The sequence below is a fragment of the Marinimicrobium hydrolyticum genome (genome assembly GCF_030848505.1).
Lineage (GTDB): Bacteria > Pseudomonadota > Gammaproteobacteria > Pseudomonadales > Cellvibrionaceae > JAVDDU01.
Genome location: NZ_JAVDDU010000002.1, coordinates 237,510 through 255,412 on the forward strand (window position 1 = coordinate 237,510; position 17,903 = coordinate 255,412).

Here is a 17,903-nt window from a genome sequence, read left to right on the forward strand (position 1 = left end):
TGAAGAGTTGGAATCCCTGTACGGACAACCCGCGGAACCCTCGATCATTAAGGAATGATGATCACTCCGCCCATTATTGGGAAGCAGTTTCCTCAGATTTGTACGATGCTCAGGATTTAAAGAAGGTCTGGCACCACCTTGCTCGTTTTGGAGATCGCAACACGCAGGGATGATGGTCTGGACATCTAAAATCCACTAGGGATCTCTTATGTTCAAAAGGAAAACGACAGGCTACGAGCCGCTGTACACTTTGAAGAATGTTGCTACGGACATTTGGATTGCGGATGGCGGCTGGATTTCGTTTTATGGTGTACCCTTCCCCACTCGGATGACAGTGGTTCGATTGGCCAACGGCGATATTTGGATGCACTCACCCATCGCTGATAGGGAAGGTCTTTCTGAGGCGGTTGCCGCTCTCGGCCCGGTGCGCCATTTAATCGCGCCGAACTGGATCCACTATGCCTGGGTTTCACCGTGGCAAGATCGCTTTCAGGATGCGGCAACCTGGGTTAGTCCTGGCGTGGTCGACCGCGCCAAAGGTAAAGGCGTTCCACTGATATTTGACCACGAGCTAGGAAATAAAGCCCCTCTCGAATGGGCATCAGAGATTAGCCAACGGGTTGCCGACTCGGGCATCCATAGAGAAGTGGTTTTCTTCCACCACGCCAGCCGCACGCTGATACTGACTGACCTCATTGAAAACTTTGAATTGACGAAAATGCCTTGGTGGACACGACCTCTGCTGAAACTAGGTGGCGTGTGCGACCCCGATGGCCGCATGCCGCGCGATATGGCGGCCACGTTTCAACGGCGTCCTGAGCATATCAGAAGCGTGGTCGACACGATGCTTGCGTGGGATCCCGAGCGGGTCATATTGGCTCATGGTCGATGGTATACCGAGAATGGCACTGAAGAACTACGCCGCGCTTTTCGCAGATTTCTGACGAAACCCACGCCCTAGGCCAAGAGATCTCTTACCTTTTCTGACAGCGTGTTCTTGCTCAGATAACCACCTGTTGGGCTAAAAACATACAGACACTATTCGTGTCTAATAAGGACCTTGAAAGTCCAATGAAAATGCGGCGTGTCGTTTATTGCCCCACCACTGGAAATGGACGAGCGTATGCAACGTCAATTACAGCGGGAGAATCTTTATGGCGACCGAAGTCGTTAACACCTCTGCCTCTGACGTGGCACCAGTGATAAGTACCATCGTGTTAGCTTTCGCATCAGACCCCATGATGCGCTGGAGTTGGCCGAACGCACACCAGTACCTGGCTGTCATGCCGAGTTTCGTTGAAGCGTTCGGAGGTAAGGCGTTTAACGCCGACACAGCCCATTGCACCAGTGACCGACGCGGAGCCGCCTTGTGGCTACCACCAGGCACGAGGCCCGACGAAGAGGCTATGGCGAAAATTGCGGAGAAAAGCGTAACGCCAGAACGACTTGAAGAAATCTACGGCGTTATGGAGAAAATGGACCGCTACCACCCAAATGAGCCGTACTGGTATCTCCCACTGATCGGGGTTGACCCTAGCCAACAGGGCAAGGGGTACGGCGCCGCATTACTCGACTACGCCTTGCGCCAATGTGATAAGGAAGGCCAGCTGGCCTATCTTGATTCTTCGAACCCGCGCAATATTCCCCTTTACGAGCGCCATGGGTTTCACGTGGTGGGAGAAATTCAACACGGGTCATCCCCCACAATGCGAGCGATGATCAGGGAGCCTCAACGTTAGAGGGAGTCTTTAAGAAGCTGACTGCGCGCCGGCCCTTTATTCCCCCTGCGAACGCTCACGAAAGTTATCCTTAATTCGGTAGCAGCACGGTCACCTCTACCTCAACTTTCAAGTCTGGCAAGAACAAACGTTCCACTTGCACCCAAGTGGCCGCGGGATAAGCCCCGCTGGGAAAATAGGATTTTCGAACAGGGATCGTCTCTATCAGTGCTTCAATGTCCGTCGTGTATACAACTTCCCTGAGGATATGAGCCGTGGTGGCGTCAAAGTCCGATAGGATCTGTTCAATGTTGTCGTATATGCCGACAAGCTGTTCGGCGACGGTATCCGCCTGGTACGTTAAGCCGGCCAGATACAGCCGGTTGCCCACGCGGACGACCTGAGTGTAACCAATCTCCGGCTCATGATCGCCGTAGTGCGTTCGCTCAATTTCTGGGGTTTTTCCGCCATGCACGGCGCACCCGAACGTGAATAGGGTTACCACTAGCAGTGTGGTGGTGGTCGGTTTGAATACCATGAGTGTCACCTATGGGTTAAGGGTAATCGACTTCAACGATGATTCGGTCCACGAGTTCGAGAGCGGTTGTCATTGTTGAAATATCGGGATGAACATGTCCATCGCGTCCCGAATGATGGCCTCGGCCCACAACGCTCATGGGATAATACCGAGCTGCCGACCGGGGATCGATAATGGCTTCATAAATCAGCGAGGGTTGGGCGCTATAGCCGTCACCGGAGTACACAGGATCGTCGGGAAAGCGATTGCTGGACCAGTAGTCGTTAAAATCAAAAGACTGGTTGATTTCGAAACGAACTTTGAAAGGTTCTCCCAGCTGCGCTTGAGCATTAGCGGATAGTAGAAAGCTATCCAGTAAAGTAGCGCCGGTGTAACCGTCAAGTTCAAGGGAATCGATGGCCGACCGCTGGGCCGCTCCCATAGCGTGCAAAAACACTGGCAGGGATTCGGGCCTAAGCCGTTGGTCGCGCGTTTCCGGCTCGTTGATGAATGAGAATATTTGCTCCGGGCTTTGTTCGCCCGATTCGAACGGATCAGAGGTAAGAACGGCAGAGGCGTCTTTGGGCACAACTCGGATGTCAAAGCGGTTGGAAGCCAGTTTGCCAGTGACATAAATAGGCTCTATCAGGTTGCCATCCAAGGTTTCCAGCCAAATAGCGTACTGAGGCCAGCGATAGTATGGCCCAGTCCGAACATCGATGGTTAAGCCCAACCCAGGGGCATCAGCCTGTTTCCGGTTCACCCGCACATACTGAAATCTTTGCTGCACCTCCGCTCGGTCTCCGGCTCTCAAGGTATTGCCCCACTCGTAGAAACTCAGCAGCGGCGGCGCATGAAAGTAGGCCGCAATGGTCACGATGGGAGCAACCAGCAAAGCGAGCAGTAACGCGCCGTTGATAGCGCCAGCCCTCGTTTTAACTTTCAGGTATTGCCTAAGTACGGCGAAGTTGTTCTTCAAATGCCAAAAGGCCATGACCAGAAAAAGTAAGCCCAGCACTGTGTGCATCAGAGCGACCGTCGTAGTATGGCGATTTACGAACAGCAGAATCGAGGTCACTGCCATGACGAGAATCGCCAGGAACAGACTTAGGGACGTAAAAGTACGGACAGAGAAGAATTTAGTTGTTTTCATTGCAGTGCGGCGGACCTGAGTGAAGGTAGCGCGCAGTATTCAGGCTCAGGGAACTATTGAGCCAATGAAATATTCTTAAATTTTCTCAAACTGTTGTTTTATAAAGAATTACTGAGAGCAGCGAAGTCGGCCAATTGGCCTAACTGATGGCGTTCAACCAAGTCACGCACCTGAGAGAGATAGCGTTCTGCCAGAGCATTCTCCCCCTGAGTGGACGAAAGTTCGGCCAGTTGAAGGCGGGCTTGGGCTTCACCCAACGGACAGCGGATCCTCTGGTGGTATCGAATAGCGGCGCGAATGGCTTGTTCTGCTTCACTGTGGTGACCACCTTTTTGCTTCAGCCTGCCGAGCAGCTGGGCGTTATACGCCAAGTAAAGCCAATCGTCTTGCTCAGCCGACGCCGTATCCGCTAAGTGCAGTAGATCTAGAGCAACTTCATTTTCACCCTGCTCGGCGCTGGCTCGCGCCAACCAGTAAGCCAATCGCCCCGTTTCGGCGCCATTTGGCACCGTTAAAGTCTGGCTGTAATGCAAGGCCCGTTCTAGAAGCTCCGCCGCTACATCTGTGTCCCCGAGGTGAATCCACAATTCGCCGAGTAAACGGTGCGCCACGAGGTTACCCGGCTCCAGATCCACTAGACTCCGCAGTAAATTGGCGGCGGCTCGATGCTCGCCTTGATCCCACTGTTCAAAGGCGCGAAACATGAGCTCATGGCTAAAATTACTGTCGATTTGCGTGGCTAAGGCGGCGGGAGCTTGGCCCGTTTGCCGTGCCACAATTTTGCTTAACTCTGCCAATGCCTGCTCGACCGTAGCCGCCAAGACGGTGCCGCGTTTTATGCTAGGCCCGAAGTAAAGCCGATAGTTCAGGCGGTAATCTTCAACGTACCCCGCGAGTTCGCTTTCAACCACCAGTGCCGCGCCTGTTTGCGCCTGTAGACGGGTAAGATCAGCACTTAGATAGTCTCGCTCAAGGCCCGCATGTCGCATTGCTTGGAGTACGGATTCTGTGCCTGAAACCGGAATAGTTTGGTGCACTGAAAGCAAAGCGATAAGGTGGTCCATGCCTCCTAACGGAACCCAATTATGGTTGTTGTCGGCTATGCGATTTTTTACAGGAAGTACTAAAACCGGCCCCTCCAAACCGCTCGACGTTGGGCGGGCATAGGTGTAAATCAACGCGGTAAATAACGAGAGCGACAACACAAACAAGGACGCAAGTCGCCATATGTGCAATTTAGACCGAACTTTTCTCTTCTCTTGAAGATGCACGTCCGCCATCCAGGCGTAGCCTTTGCGGGGATAGGTCTTGATCAAGTCGTTGTCTTTAAACAACTGTCGGATTTCACGCACCGACTGAAACAACACCTGCTCATCTACGGATACGTCATCCCAGACGGTATCCAGCAAGTATTGTTTGCTCAGCGTCTGCTTCGGGTGAGCCAGGAATAGAAGTAACAGCTGGAAAGTTTTAGGGCGGACGCGCGTTTGAACTCCGCCGATCTCTACCATATGGCGGTCTGGATGGATGGCAGCGCTGGCGGTGTGATAAGTGTTTGACAAGCGTCAGGAGCTCCCTGTCCCGGCAGTTTTTCCGGATTATAGCAGAGCTACTTCGTTGTGGTGGGTGTTGATCGTTGCTTCAGAGAGTCGACCGCCCCAGAGGCGGCCGACTGTTTCACGCTTAGTACTTCCAAGCAAAGCGCGCGCCGACGGTGCGCGGTTTACCCCAAACGCCGTAGCCCCAGTCGGGACCCAAGGTGTTTTGGTAGGTGTAGTACTCTTCATCAAAGATGTTATTGGCAAATGCTGCTACGGTGTAACGCTGATCCGGAGAATGCCAGCTGATTTTGGCGTTGCCGATACCGTAAGCGTCGTGGTGTGCGTAGGGGTCATTTGATAATTGCAGATAGTGATCGTCCTGCCAGGAGTAATCACCCTGGAATACCACTTCGCTGCCGTTGGCGAGACCCATGTAGTAGCGCGCTACAAAGTTGTAGGTGAGCCCCGGCGCCGAGGGCAGCTCGTTGCCATCCAGGCCGTATTCGTCACCGGCCACGATAAACATCTGTTCGGAGTCGAACTCGGTGTCTAGAAGACCCACGCCTGCAATCAGCTCGAAGTTATCCGTCACCTGTGCCGTCACTTCCAGCTCAGCGCCCATACCGCGCACGTCACCAGCGTTGGTTATTACACTGCCTTCCGCAACAGTCAGGAATACCTGCGCCTGGTAACCTTTAATTTCATAGGTGAAGGCGGCGGCATTCAAGCGCACACGGCCGTCCGCCAAGTCGGTTTTCAAACCCACTTCAAAGTTGACGATATCTTCCGAATCCACGGGCAGGGTAGCTTCAATTGAGCCGTTGTAGCTGGCGGAAAAGCCGCCGCTTTTGAACCCGTTAGACAGGCTGGCATAAATCAGCGTGTCGGGTACGGGGCGCCAATCGAGCCCCAAACGGCCAGTGAACGCGCTATCGGAAAAGTCGCGCGTTATACTAATTTCCTCCAAGCCCTCATAGAAACTGGGCCCGTTGTCTTGATGAAATTCGCGGCTCTCATCGGTGTAGCGCGCACCGATAACGGCTGTTAGCTGGCTGGTCAGATCGTACTCAACTTGGCCAAAGAGCGCGACGGATTCCGTATCCAGTTGTACCGCTTCCCGGTGCCATAAACCATCGGCGGTGGTTGGCGCTTCGGTAAGCATGTCACGGTGGTCGTCGTAGTAGTAAACGCCAGTGACCCAGGTCATACGATCATTAGCGCCATTGAGACGAATTTCCTGAGTAAACTGCTCGGATTCGGTCGTGTATTGCTCGTCAAACCAAATGACTTGAGTCGCATCGCCGTCGTCCTGTAGAAATTTGTCCAGCTCTTCGTAGGCGGTGATGGAGGTCAACTGAAAGCCGCCGAAGTCCCACGTCAGGTTCGCAGAGACACCGAAGGTGTCGATTTCGGTTCTCAGGCCGCCCGTGGCGCCAGACGCTACGTACTTCGGCCCAAATCTTCCGTCGGTTTGACTCATGCCGGTAAGACCGGGAGTATCTTCCATTCCGCCGAAGGTAGCGCTGGTACAACGGCCTGCTTGGATATCCGGGACTGAGCATTTAGGGCTGCCTTCAACCGGTTCTTGCAAATAACCCATATGGGCAAAACCGACACTGGTCTGGTCGGCATGACTGCCGTGCACACTTAAACGCAGCAGACCATCCAGCCCCAAATCGAACTCCACTTGGCCGCGATAACCCAGGTTGTCCGTTTCGTTAAGTTTATCGTCCGGTATGGTGTTGCCATCGATGACCTGCCCACCGATGGTATTGGTCTGCCAGCCGTCATTGGTGGTGGACTTAAGAGCCAGGCGCCCGCGTATCCCATCACTCAGCGGACCGCTCACCATGCCTTCCACGATCATTTCATTGAAAGTGCCGTAACTGACGCTGGCGGCGGCTTCCAGCGTGTCCGTAGGCTTGCGGGAAATGTAGTGAACCAAACCACCCGTGGTGTTGCGGCCATAGAGCGTGCCCTGGGGACCGCGCAGCACTTCCACCCTTTCCAGATCGAATAACTGAATAGCTGAACCGGCGGGATTGCCACGGTAAACATCATCCACATAAATTGCGACCGGCGCCTCCCAAGAGTCAGAAAAGTTCACCAAGCTGACGCCGCGTAAGGCAATGGAGGGGCTTGAGGCTTCGCCAAAGATGGCAAAGAAGTTCATGTTGGGAACCTGCTGAGTAATATCCAGCCCTTCCTCAAAACCCATGCGTTCGATGGCCTCACCGGAAAAAGCGCTCACCGCCACGGACACGTCCTGCATGTCTTGTTCCCGCATCTGCGCCGTCACCAATACTTCTTCCACCACTGACTGGCGTGTGCCCTGCGCCCACACCGGCGTTGCCATGATCGTTGAGGCAATCAGACTGGGAAGTAAAAGCCGTCGAAATGTTGGTTGGGTTAGGGAATTTTTGGAGGAGGTGACGGAAGGGGTAAATGAATCAATGAGACTGCGCTTGGCGTGCATACTATTCTCCTTTTTATGCAACGATGTAGTGCGAGAGACGCGACGGCCGCACCAAATTAGCGCGCGCCATCACAAAACTACAGTAACGAATTGTGCGCCCCAAAGCTTGCGGCGGGCGTAGAGCGACCTGAGCGGTTCGCCCTTGAGCGACGCTAAGTCGATGGAACTATATCCCACGGGCAAGAGTTGTGCCATCGACAAACCGTGATCGGGGCGTTCGATTCATCATGAAAAAGAAATTCTTTCAAATATTTTTAGTTTTTAGCAATTTTTTTCGATTTCAAGAAAAACTTTGTGAGAGAAACACCCGAAAAAAAAGATCTCCAGTTTCGATTTCTATAGGTTTTCTTTGAGAAGTCCGAAATGCGAGTGAAGGTTTGAAGAAGTATCGGTAGCAACTTTCAAAAGAAAAAGTGTGATGAAAGCTAGGCGAACATGAACATTCAGTAGTTTTGCTTCTCAGAATATCCGAGCAGTGTTTGATGATTCTTGCGTTATTAGATCACGACTCATTGTGCGGTAGTGAGACAATTAGAGATTGGTTCTCAGAATCCGACAACTTCCTGATCCACAAAAAGTTCAGTGGTGCGGATGGTGGGAAGCAGCTCGCGGTCGGCAAAATCGCAGCCGGTATTGCCAGGATCTTTTTGCAAGTGTTTACCGCTGGAATCGTGAGCGTGACCTTCACCCTGCCTTAGGCGTTCAAGCATGGGCGTGTAGCCGGGCTCCCAGGCGTCAATGTCGGGAAAGATCAGGCGCAGCGCTTTTAGGATGGCCATGCCGGAAAAATCCAGATCTCCCCAGAAGCGGGTTTTAATATCGGTGGCGTATCCTTCCTCCGCGGTATTGAACCACCAATCACGAAACTGTTGCAGAACCTCGCCGTGATCACCGGGGTTGAGGTAGCTGAATACGGCATTGCCCGCGTCGCGAATGCGCAGGGCGCTGCCTCGAAAACCGGCACTGTAGACGAGAGCGCAGTTGGGCAGCTCCTGATGCGCCAGGCCGATAAAGGAATCTTGGTTTTCGATAAACAGTACCTTCTCCAGCCGCTGGGGAAGATAGACGGACATGAGAATAGGACGGGGAATGAGGTTGTGAGCCAGGCTGGGAAACAGCATTCCAACCAGATCTTCATGGCGCTCAAGGAATTTGGAATCGCCCCAGAAGCAGCGCGCGGACAGAGTTCTTAATGTTTGAGGTTGCTGAAGTTCTTCGCCAATACGGGCGAAAGCTCTCAAGGTTTTTTCAGCGCCCTGCTCCGGCACTCGAACCATTCTCTCCGCCAGCGCATCACCGCCATCTTCAAACCGATTGGCCATCTTGGCGAGGGTGTGCTGCCACACCAGCGCGTAAGGATCTAACGCTGGTCGGTTGAGCCAGTGGCGCACCAGCTCTTCCTTGTCGGGCATAAACACCAGTTGCGCATTTTCGTAGGGCTCCTCTCCTGGCCGAACTCTCGCCGGTTTGACGGTAAGAATCTGGTATTCCTTATCCAGGCTTTTGATCAATGCCCACAGAAAAGATACATCTTCGTTTTGAAAGTCATAGAGCTGCGGCGCGGTTTTGGGATTAATGCGCAAGCTGAGCCGCTGTTGGCCCTTTTCAAGCTTGGTGAGAAAGCGCTCCAGAAGACGACGCGGCAACGCTTCTTCCTCCAACCAAGGAGGCGGTTCTGCGAAGGGTCGATTTTTAGGTGCGTCGCCCATAACTTTCTCTCATTAAGCTCCGTTACTGGGGAATATCTTCCATAAAGTCCAGAAGTGCCTGCTGCTTAACGGTTTTTCTGTGATTGGCCCACAGCTGCAAAATTTTCTCTTGGTTGCAGGCTTTGCGATCCACCAGTACCCGGCTGTGCAGCTCGCCCATGGGCGTGGCCGTGGGACATTTACTGAACACAAATTGGTTGCTGATCAAATCCATAAACGGGCCGGATTTGCTGCTGGGCATAATGAACAGCAACTGTAGGCCCAAGGTTTCAGTCAGGTAGTTGATCACTTCCCGGGAACGGTGCTCATCCATTTTGGAAAAGGCTTCATCCACCAGCACCATGCGTAAATGGTTGTTGCCCTCATTAAAACGAAACGCCGAGGTGACCGCCGCTGAACGAATAATGTAGGCCGGTGTTTCCAACTGACCACCGGAACCTGTGCCGTACTGGCTGAGGGCAATGGCGGCCTTGCCTTCGGGCTGCTTATAGATTTCATAGTGGCGATAGTTACGGTAATCGCTGATGCGCGCCAGTTCCCGTAAGGCGATTTGCTCGTCCGGGTCCAGCAACATGGTGAGCATTTTGTCACGCACGCTGCAGGCGCGCTCCGAAAGCTCGGCGTCAAACAGGCTGGCGCCGTCGCCCAGGTTCGGCACGTCGATAATTTCTTTGAAGAAGCGCCAGTAGTCGCGAAACTCCGGCACCCATTCGTAGCCGAAATAGAATCGCTCCCGGTCAGCACCAAAGCGGTGGTGTTCCAGCTCCTTGCTCAAATCATCCAAGATTCGCTTGCCATCACAGATCGCTTGGTAAATGGAGTGGCACAGGTTGGTAATGAAAGCGGTATTGAAGCTGTCTTTCAGGCTTTCAATTTTCCCGTACTTATCCACCAGCACGTTGTTCTTCAGGCGATTGTGGATAAGATCGATCTGTCGACGCAGTTTAACGATACCTTGGAAAAACTCGGGACCGTGGTATTCGCCCACACCCAGGTCGTAAACGATGGAGTCGTGGCGCTGGCACTGTTGGTTGTGACTCATCACAGCACTGGCAAGTTCGCGCTCTGTATTTTCCAGGCGTCGAGTCAGGGAGTCTACTTCATCGATTAGGCTAAATTCACTGCCGGCCTTTTCGGCGCGCTGGGCGGCTTCTTCCAAGGCCTTTTCCGCATCCACTTCCGGGTAGTGTTCTGCCAGGGACTGAACGGCCTCTTCCAATTGTTCCTGGTGAGACTGCAACCCGTCCTGGGCATCCGCCAACTGTTTGACCCGTTGTTCGCATTGGCGCTCGCGCTCTTTGAATCGGCCCACCTCTTCCTGCAGGGTGCCGCGCAGGGTTTCCTGCTCGGTGTAATTTTCTTTTAGTTGCGCCAACTCGTCTTCCAGTTGTTGGAAGTCACTGAGGTCCAGCTGGGCCAAGGCGGATTCGGCCTGGTTGATTTGCCGGTGCAGTTCCAACATGGCACGAATCGGGGCGGAGCAACTCGCCGGTTGAATCGTCTCAATCAATTCAAGAATACGGGCCAAGCGCTGGTAATCCTGCTCGGCGCGGTTGGCTTCTTCAAGTAGTAGGTCGCACTCCCGCTCTTTCGCACGCAGTGCCCGTTCACGGGCCGCCTGACCAAAAACCAGCTCGGCATCGTCCAGATCACAGCGCCACATACTGTAATTGCCAGAACCCAGGCCATCGGGTGTTATGCCGCGCGCAGTTCTGCGTAAGGCTTCGGCGTCTTCCACGCGCAGCACAGTGCCGTAAGATGCCTTCAGGTAAAACTCAGCGGTTTTGTGGCTGAATTCCATAACGTCAATAATGGAATCGCGCGGCGTTGGCTGTCGATCCGCATCGCGGCGGGCTTTGTGGCCCTGAATTACCCGCGCGCGATTGCGCCGTCCGCCGGGCATGGCGCGCACAATGCGCATAGCTTCGGCTTCAAAAGCTTCTTCCACAATAATGGAAAAACGCGCGCCACCCACATAACCTTCAATGGCCATTTGCCACTGTGGGTCCAGGACTTCCACATAGTCACACAGCACTCGGGGGTCCGCGCTCGGACAAGCCTGGGCAATGGCGGTGAGCGCCGCTTCCACATAGGGTGGATAGCTGACTTGGCGGCTCTGCAAGCGCTGAATGTCTTTTTGCTTTTGTTTCAGCTTGCCGTTTAACTCCTGGCGCTTGCGCTCGGCGGTGGCGCACTGCCGACTCACCTGATCCCGCAGGCTGACGCCCTCCTCCGTGGCCTCCCGATTATGTAAGCGATCGGCCCATCGGCGATGCTGCGTTTCGGCGGCCATGAGTTTTTCCAGGTCGCTTTCCAACTGCTCAATGCCCACCCAGTCCTTGGCCAGGAGGCGGCTCAGGTCGATGTCCACATCAGCTTCGGTGGCAACGACATCTTTGGCCAAGCTGCGAAAGGTTTTGGTATCCAGATCGGGAATGTCTACGCCCAGGGAGCATTCGGCCAGTTGCGTCAACAGCTGCTGAGTCGCACGCACATTGCTCGCTAGCTGCTGGCTCTGCTCGTGTAGAGGCCGCGCTTTGCTACCCAGTTCACGGGTGCAGTCGGCGATGCTTTGCTCCAGCTGATCTTTGTCCTTGAGAGCCGATATGCCCTGGCGCCGGGCTTCCAAAGCCACCTGGGATTCGTGAATCTGGGCACGACGCTGTTCGCACAATCGCTGCCGCTCGTGGTTTTCTTCGATGGCTTCGCGAATGTTCCGCTGTTCGCTTTTACCTGCAACATAATTACGTTGATTGACCAACACACTACGACTGGCTTCGGCGTACTGGGTTAGGCAGCGCTGGGTCCAAAGATCCGCGTAACTCTGGGCGTGACTCCGGGCACCGTCCAAGATTTCGATGGCGGACCGAATCGCTCGTGTGTCGGTTTCCATTTGATGAATGGTTTTCATCAGCTCGGACACATTGCGAATGGCGTCGCCCAGATCCCGCGGCTCAAGAATTTCACGGGCGACAAAATCGGTGATGCTTTTTACCGGCTTGTAAGCCATGAAATTGGCAAAGGTACGCGCGGCGTGTTTGGCCTCCCGATCGGAAACCGCATCTCGCCGGCCGCGCAAGGCGCCGTAGAGCCGACGCAAGTAGGCGCCTTTTTTGTCGTATTCTTCCAGTGCCTTACTGCCGAACTCTTTTTTGAGCAGCGTGGTGATATCCGTGATGGGCACCACGTGCTTGCCATCGGTATAGGTTTTTACGAAGTGCGATAAGCTCAATTGTTCACCGGGCAGAATCAAAAAGCGCAGCTCATCCATGCGCGCCTGCTTTTGACTGCCGGCGGTGTCCAGGTGCGCGCGCACGCACATAACGGCGGTAAAGGCCTCGCCAGTTTCGCCTTTTGTGGGGCAGAAAACACCGGCCACATAACCGTCGGTGGTCCAGGGGCGGGCGTAGCTGCCATCGTCGCAACCCAATACATATGAAGCCAAGGTGCGTACTTGCTTGCCGCCGCGCCCGCGCTGAGTAGTTTCATCCTGACCCGGGTTGTAATTGAACAGGTTTTCGTGGGCCGCCGTCATTAGAGTTTGTATGGCATCGGCGGCGGTGGTTTTACCGGAGCCGTTACCACCGGAAAACAAGTTGATGGGGCCGAATTCGAATTCCAGTTGGGGGATATTGCCCCAGTTCACGAAGATACCGCGTTTGAGGAACATCAGTTTTTCTCCTCGTCGGTTTCGCGAGCGTCGTTGTCATTAAACATTTGGCTGGCGGGAATCGGCGCTGCGCTGGCCGCTTCATCTGGTTCAACTACACCCGCGTCATCGCCCAACAAGGTCTCCAACACCTCGTCACTGACAAAGCTGGTAATGCCCGGCTGAATGCTCAGCCAGCTTTCGTCACTGTCCAAATCGTCGTCCATGTTGAATTGAATCAGGCGCAGCTGGCGCAGGCGGCGAAACAGGTTTTTGCGTTCCACTTGCCCTTCCGGCAGGGAGCGCTTCAACAAATTGTTCATGGCAATGGCCAAACCTTCCAGAGACAACATGGCTCTGCCCTTTTCGTCCACTTGCCCTTCGCGCAGGCTCTTTTGGTATTCGGTACGCAGCACCAGAATCACCGCCACTTCCTGTTGCGTGGGCCGAATTCGAAAGCCGCTGTTAAACGGTGCGCTGTCTTCATCGGCCATGCCGGGGATGGTGGCGCCGGGCGGAAACAGGCGCACAAAGGCGAACTGACGGTCGTGTTGTATGCGTACACCCAGCACGGATAGATAATCTTCAACCAGTCCGCTGCACTGAAGGTAGCGGTCATAAAGGGCGGCCTCGGTGTGGCTTTCGTCCCGGCAGAGTACGCCGTAATCCAACAGGCGAAACAGCACTTCGGAAAACTCTTCCCGGCTCAGATTCAACGGCTGCAAGTGTTCGGTTAGGTATTCATCCAGCATGTTTTTACTCAGTAGAAGTCTCGGTCGACTTTAGCTCGATCGTAAATTCGTCCATCTCTCGATAGTATTCGGAGGACAGGGAGTGGCCGGTCGGCTCGACGGAAAATTGGTGCCCACCACCCAAGTTATTCACTGCACCCACTTCAATTACATGGGCCATGGCCAACAGATCCCGCGCGCTATCGATAGGCAGGTTCCGGTTGGACACTTTACGGCCCTCCCGGAGCGCGCGGAACACATAGTCGCGCAGCCCACCGCTGTCCAGAACAAAGGCTTGATCCAGCAGCCGTTGAATCATCAGCTCGCGCTCAGCTTCCGGGTCCAGAGGCGGCTGTTCGCTCACCGCTGTTTGCACGGTACCGGCACGTTTGCGCTCTTGAAGCTTGATTTGGCCGGGATCGATCAATTGCAGCTTCATGCCGGCCATCTGCTCGGCAGCGGCCTCCAGTCGTTGCTCGGCGTCGGCCGGATCGAGCTGGCTCAAGGTTTGGCACACGGCCACCAGGTCGTTGTTGTTTTGGCTGTTCAGATAACTTAGCTGGCGAATAATAATATCCGCCCGCTTGGTAAAGCTGTGCAGCGCACGGCGCAGGGCCGGGAGCATAATTTCCGCGGCATTGCCCATGCGCCGCTCAATGGTGTCCAGAATGGTCCACAGAACGGACTGCCCCGGCTGAGCCAGTTCCGGCAGTAGGCGCCGCAATTGCAGCTCGGTTTGCTGTTTGAAGTCTTTGCTCTTGCCCCGAATGCGGGCCACCGCCTTGTCGATCTGATTCCGGTGTTTTTCCACACTGTCGGCGGACAGGCGCACGGCCACGTCCGGCTGGAAGCGTTTTTCCATAAACTCAAAGAACTGGTCGGTGGCCTGTTGTACCAGCTGCTGGGACTCCACCTCCCGCACCAGCTCGCGCTTGCGCTCCTCCAGCTCGGAAATCACATCGGTAAAGTCGGTGACGATGCGCTCGGAGTATTCGTAGGCATCCAGCAGGTCGTGCACCTCGCCGCGGCTCAGGAAGGCTTCCAGGGCGTTGAGGGTGTTCCGGGTATTGCGGTGCCGGGTGCGGATACGGGCGCTGTCCGATTCCACCAGGGGCTGGGTAAACAGCCGGCCCAGGCGGGTAAAGGGGTAGGTGGATTGCAGGGTGGCGGTATCCACCTGCTTTTCCAGCCAGCCGCCGTCCAGCAGCTGCTTGAGAATCCAGTTGGCCTGCTCACGGTTGGATTTGAAACGCTGGGGGGCCTCATCCTGACGGGATTCCCCCGGCTCGTCGCCCTCTGCTTCCAGCACCGGCGCCCGCGCCAGAGCCTCTTCCAGTATTTCGATCACCTGATCCCGGGACAGGGAGTGGCCGTAGTCGGCATTGGAGCCGTACAGCCGCTCATACAGCAGGCACAGGCACTGCACCACCTGCTCGCGGTACTTGCTGGTCAGCGGCTTAAAGAAATGCTGGCGCTCAGGGGAAAAAAACATGGGTGGGGCTTATTTTGAGTGCGGCAAAGGGATCCAGGCCGTATTGTGCTACCTCAGACTGAGTGGGTGCAACCGAAAAAGGCCTCCGGCTAGCGGGATGCTAGCTCGGAGGCCTCTCTGGTGCACTGCGGCTCCATAACCCTACTGGGAGACGATGACTTTCTCCAAGGTTTCGGGGTCCAGCAAGTACAGCCCCTTGAGCTCCAGGCTGAACAAGCTGTCACCCCTAGCGGGGATCAAGCGGTGAGCGGAGAAATCGTTGATATGGTTCACACACTCTCCTGACTCCAGGTCGATGAAGGTAGTACCTTCCCACGTCATCATTAGCACACTTTCGTCGGCGCTTAACGCGATGGCCTTCAGTGACTCGTCTTCTTGCAGACCGAGGAGATTGCAACTCGGAGTTAAAGCCGTCCGGTCGCCTGTCTCCAAATCTATTTCATAAATTGCACCGGCGTATTGGTCACCCACATACAGAATGCCACCATCTGAAGGCAACGCAAGGCCGTTCACGGTATTCAAAGTAGCGCCTTCGCCCTTAACTCCCGCCTTGGATATTACCGTGCGGGTGTAATCTTCATCATTGAGGTCGATGGCAAGTATTGCACCAGAATCCGACGGATCGTCATCATTTAGGAGTAGCGGAGCCGCAACCAGCAAGCGCTGGTTGGCCTCATCAAAAACGACTTGGCTAAGGTAGGTATAGGCCGCACCCCTAACATCGTCAGGTGAGGCAATGATCTCCATATCCCCGTTTTCACCATCAATCCGGTAAATGGAGTTGCCCCGCACGGCATACAAAAGACCTTCAGTTTCATCCAGAGCGAGACCGGGCGCACTTTGATTAAACCCGTCGTCCCGCAGAATCGCAATCAAGTCACGATCACCAGTATCAAGGTTAATGCGTACCAGTTTCTCTGGAGTGTTTCCGCCATCATCGATGACATAGGCTGACTGGAAGTCGCTTGCGACCGCCATTGCCCTGGCAGCCAATAACTTAGGCCCAACACCTTGTCCTGGAGAGAAAACGGCTTCCCTGGCCCCAGTGTCCAGGTCAATACCCATTATCAAATTAAGGCCGCTATCCCCCACCAAGAGGCGGTTTTCTTCTCGGTCTAAAGCAGCTCCGCGGATTTGATCAAAATATAGGAAGTCATGATCCTCATCCTGGTCGCTGATCCGGGTATGCACCTCTCCATTCAAGATATCAACCCCCTCAAAATGCACGGTGTATAACTCTTCTGGCTCCGAACCCTGTGCGATCATTGTCCCGAACTCGTCATAATCCAATGCTACGCTTTCCAGCTCCCCGTCTTCCAGAGAAATACGGTAAATACCTCGTTTGCCGGTCACCTCATGTTGATTCGCATAAATTAGAATATGGTCTTCTGCCAATGTAGCCTGATTGAACGCTATGCCTTCATCCTTCCACAGATCACCTTGAAAGAGTGTGGACCAAGGCTCGTCCTGATTGCCGGAAGTATCAAGCTCATAGACGATGGAAAACCGTTCATCCGCTTCGGCAAAAAAGTGACGGTTAACCACAAGGTAAACGCGGCTCCGTGTTGGGTCACACAACAAAGCCAGCTCTTGATTACCACCGTCCGGCTGAGGCTGAGTATGGAATACGCTCTGATCCGCGTCACTACTAAGCGGTGCACGATGAAACACAAAATAGGTGCTTTCTGGATCGCTCTGCGAATGCCCGACTGTTAAGTAGATGAGTTCATCAGTGTCGCGCTTGTGACACGACCCAACGGGTATGGACGTCATAATGGAGTCATCTTGAGTGGTCGAACCGGTTACCACATCCAGGTCCACCAACTCCATACCAGTTTGACCACCGGCTAGACCAACTAATCTACGGCTAACGGGGTCGAAATCAAAGCTCGTTGGAACGAGCTTGCGCTCGACCTTCACGAGATTCTCCGGAGTAGCCGGATTGCCGTTGGCATCAACTACCTGTATGACGTACTCAACTACTCCAGTTGCCACTTCCTGCTCGATGTACTCCCAACGAGAGGTCGCTTGGGGAACAATCACTTCTTCAGAAGCCGCCGCCGTTGATTTCATGCTTGCATGAGAATGATAGCCACTAAGGCCAGGCTTGGCGGATGCGGTTGACACGGGTGTCTCGATCAACTCAACAGGCTCACCGTTGATCAACAACTGATAGCCTGGGGGCAGGGCTGGTACTTCACCTCTAAAGGTAAGGCTGCTGCCAGTAACGGTGGATGAACGCCAAGGGAAATGCACCGCTACGTCACCGTCAAATTGCTCAGCGGGAGTTCCGTCATTGTCCTGGGAGGGCTCCTCCTCACCCTGCTCGGTTTCAGAGTTCTCATCATCGTCAGAAGCAGGCTCCTCGGCTTCCTCTTCGGGCTCCGACACGGTGGGAGGGTCATTCTGCGTTTCTTCAGAAGGGGAATCCTGTTCTTCTTCATCAGAGTTGGACGAATCAGAGTCGTTATTGGAGCCCGTATCGTCTCTCACCACCGGCGGCGGGTTTGATCCTAAATCGGGAGACTTTTCAGTGGATGAACCACCGCCGCAGGCCGTCAGAAAAACCGCCAGTGCAATAATAGTAAGGTAAGAGAATTGGGTACTCACAGGAAACCTCCTTGTGCGTGAGCCCTGACCGGCTTTTGGCTGCTTCATTAGCAAGCGATTGGGCGTGTCGGGGTAATTGGCTATTGTTATCTTGTTAAATTTTGTTCAAACGCCGACCAATAATAGCACTCTTTTCTACGAAGTAGACAATAATGCGCCCCACCGACCACCAAATTTTCTATGCTATTGTTTTTAATAGGTATTTTTCCCTTCCTAGGGCGGAAGAGCACACTCATTAGTACGCCGTAACGTTGGGACCAACTCCGAGATTAAAGCTTCTTTCACATGTTGGCTTTAATCTGATGTA

General features: G+C 54.2%; 11 protein-coding genes. 2 read left to right on the forward strand and 9 right to left on the reverse strand.

Translation table 11 applies throughout. The features are described 5' to 3' along the window. Positions 1 to 208 precede the first annotated feature (208 nt). Both RBH33_RS04330 and RBH33_RS04335 read left to right on the forward strand, forming a co-directional pair. Positions 209 to 961: a DUF4336 domain-containing protein gene (locus RBH33_RS04330; protein WP_306730906.1), complete on the forward strand. Its 753-nt coding sequence runs from the start codon at positions 209 to 211 to the stop codon at positions 959 to 961. 193 nt (positions 962 to 1,154) lie between these two features. After that, complete coding sequence (locus tag RBH33_RS04335; RefSeq protein WP_306730907.1) at positions 1,155 to 1,739, forward strand: GNAT family N-acetyltransferase; 585 nt, start codon at positions 1,155 to 1,157, stop codon at positions 1,737 to 1,739. 70 nt (positions 1,740 to 1,809) lie between these two features. Here RBH33_RS04335 and RBH33_RS04340 read toward each other — a convergent pair whose 3' ends face one another. From RBH33_RS04340 to RBH33_RS04380, 9 genes are all read right to left on the reverse strand, one after another. Continuing rightward, positions 1,810 to 2,256, reverse strand: coding sequence for a RidA family protein (locus tag RBH33_RS04340; RefSeq protein WP_306730908.1), 447 nt, complete (start codon positions 2,254 to 2,256; stop codon positions 1,810 to 1,812). 16 nt (positions 2,257 to 2,272) lie between these two features. After that, positions 2,273 to 3,388, reverse strand: coding sequence for a DUF4405 domain-containing protein (locus RBH33_RS04345; protein ID WP_306730909.1), 1,116 nt, complete (start codon positions 3,386 to 3,388; stop codon positions 2,273 to 2,275). A gap of 98 nt (positions 3,389 to 3,486) precedes the next feature. Next, complete coding sequence (locus tag RBH33_RS04350; protein ID WP_306730910.1) at positions 3,487 to 4,950, reverse strand: winged helix-turn-helix domain-containing protein; 1,464 nt, start codon at positions 4,948 to 4,950, stop codon at positions 3,487 to 3,489. Positions 4,951 to 5,071: 121 nt separating this feature from the next. Then, complete coding sequence (locus tag RBH33_RS04355) at positions 5,072 to 7,405, reverse strand: TonB-dependent receptor (RefSeq protein WP_306730911.1); 2,334 nt, start codon at positions 7,403 to 7,405, stop codon at positions 5,072 to 5,074. Between the two features lie 545 nt (positions 7,406 to 7,950). Continuing rightward, a complete protein-coding gene (locus RBH33_RS04360) occupies positions 7,951 to 9,114 on the reverse strand; it encodes a hypothetical protein (protein ID WP_306730912.1) in 1,164 nt (387 codons plus the stop codon). 22 nt (positions 9,115 to 9,136) lie between these two features. Then, entirely contained in the window at positions 9,137 to 12,784 is a 3,648-nt protein-coding gene (locus tag RBH33_RS04365) for an ATP-binding protein (RefSeq protein WP_306730913.1), read from the reverse strand. Continuing rightward, positions 12,784 to 13,515, reverse strand: a complete 732-nt coding sequence (locus RBH33_RS04370; protein WP_306730914.1) for a DUF4194 domain-containing protein — start codon at positions 13,513 to 13,515, stop codon at positions 12,784 to 12,786. Before RBH33_RS04370 ends, RBH33_RS04365 begins: the two co-directional genes overlap by 1 nt. 4 nt (positions 13,516 to 13,519) lie before the next feature. Further along, positions 13,520 to 14,986, reverse strand: a complete 1,467-nt coding sequence (locus RBH33_RS04375) for a Wadjet anti-phage system protein JetA family protein (RefSeq protein ID WP_306730915.1) — start codon at positions 14,984 to 14,986, stop codon at positions 13,520 to 13,522. A 141-nt stretch (positions 14,987 to 15,127) separates the two neighbouring features. Then, complete coding sequence (locus RBH33_RS04380) at positions 15,128 to 17,596, reverse strand: hypothetical protein (RefSeq protein WP_306730916.1); 2,469 nt, start codon at positions 17,594 to 17,596, stop codon at positions 15,128 to 15,130. Positions 17,597 to 17,903 lie beyond the last annotated feature (307 nt).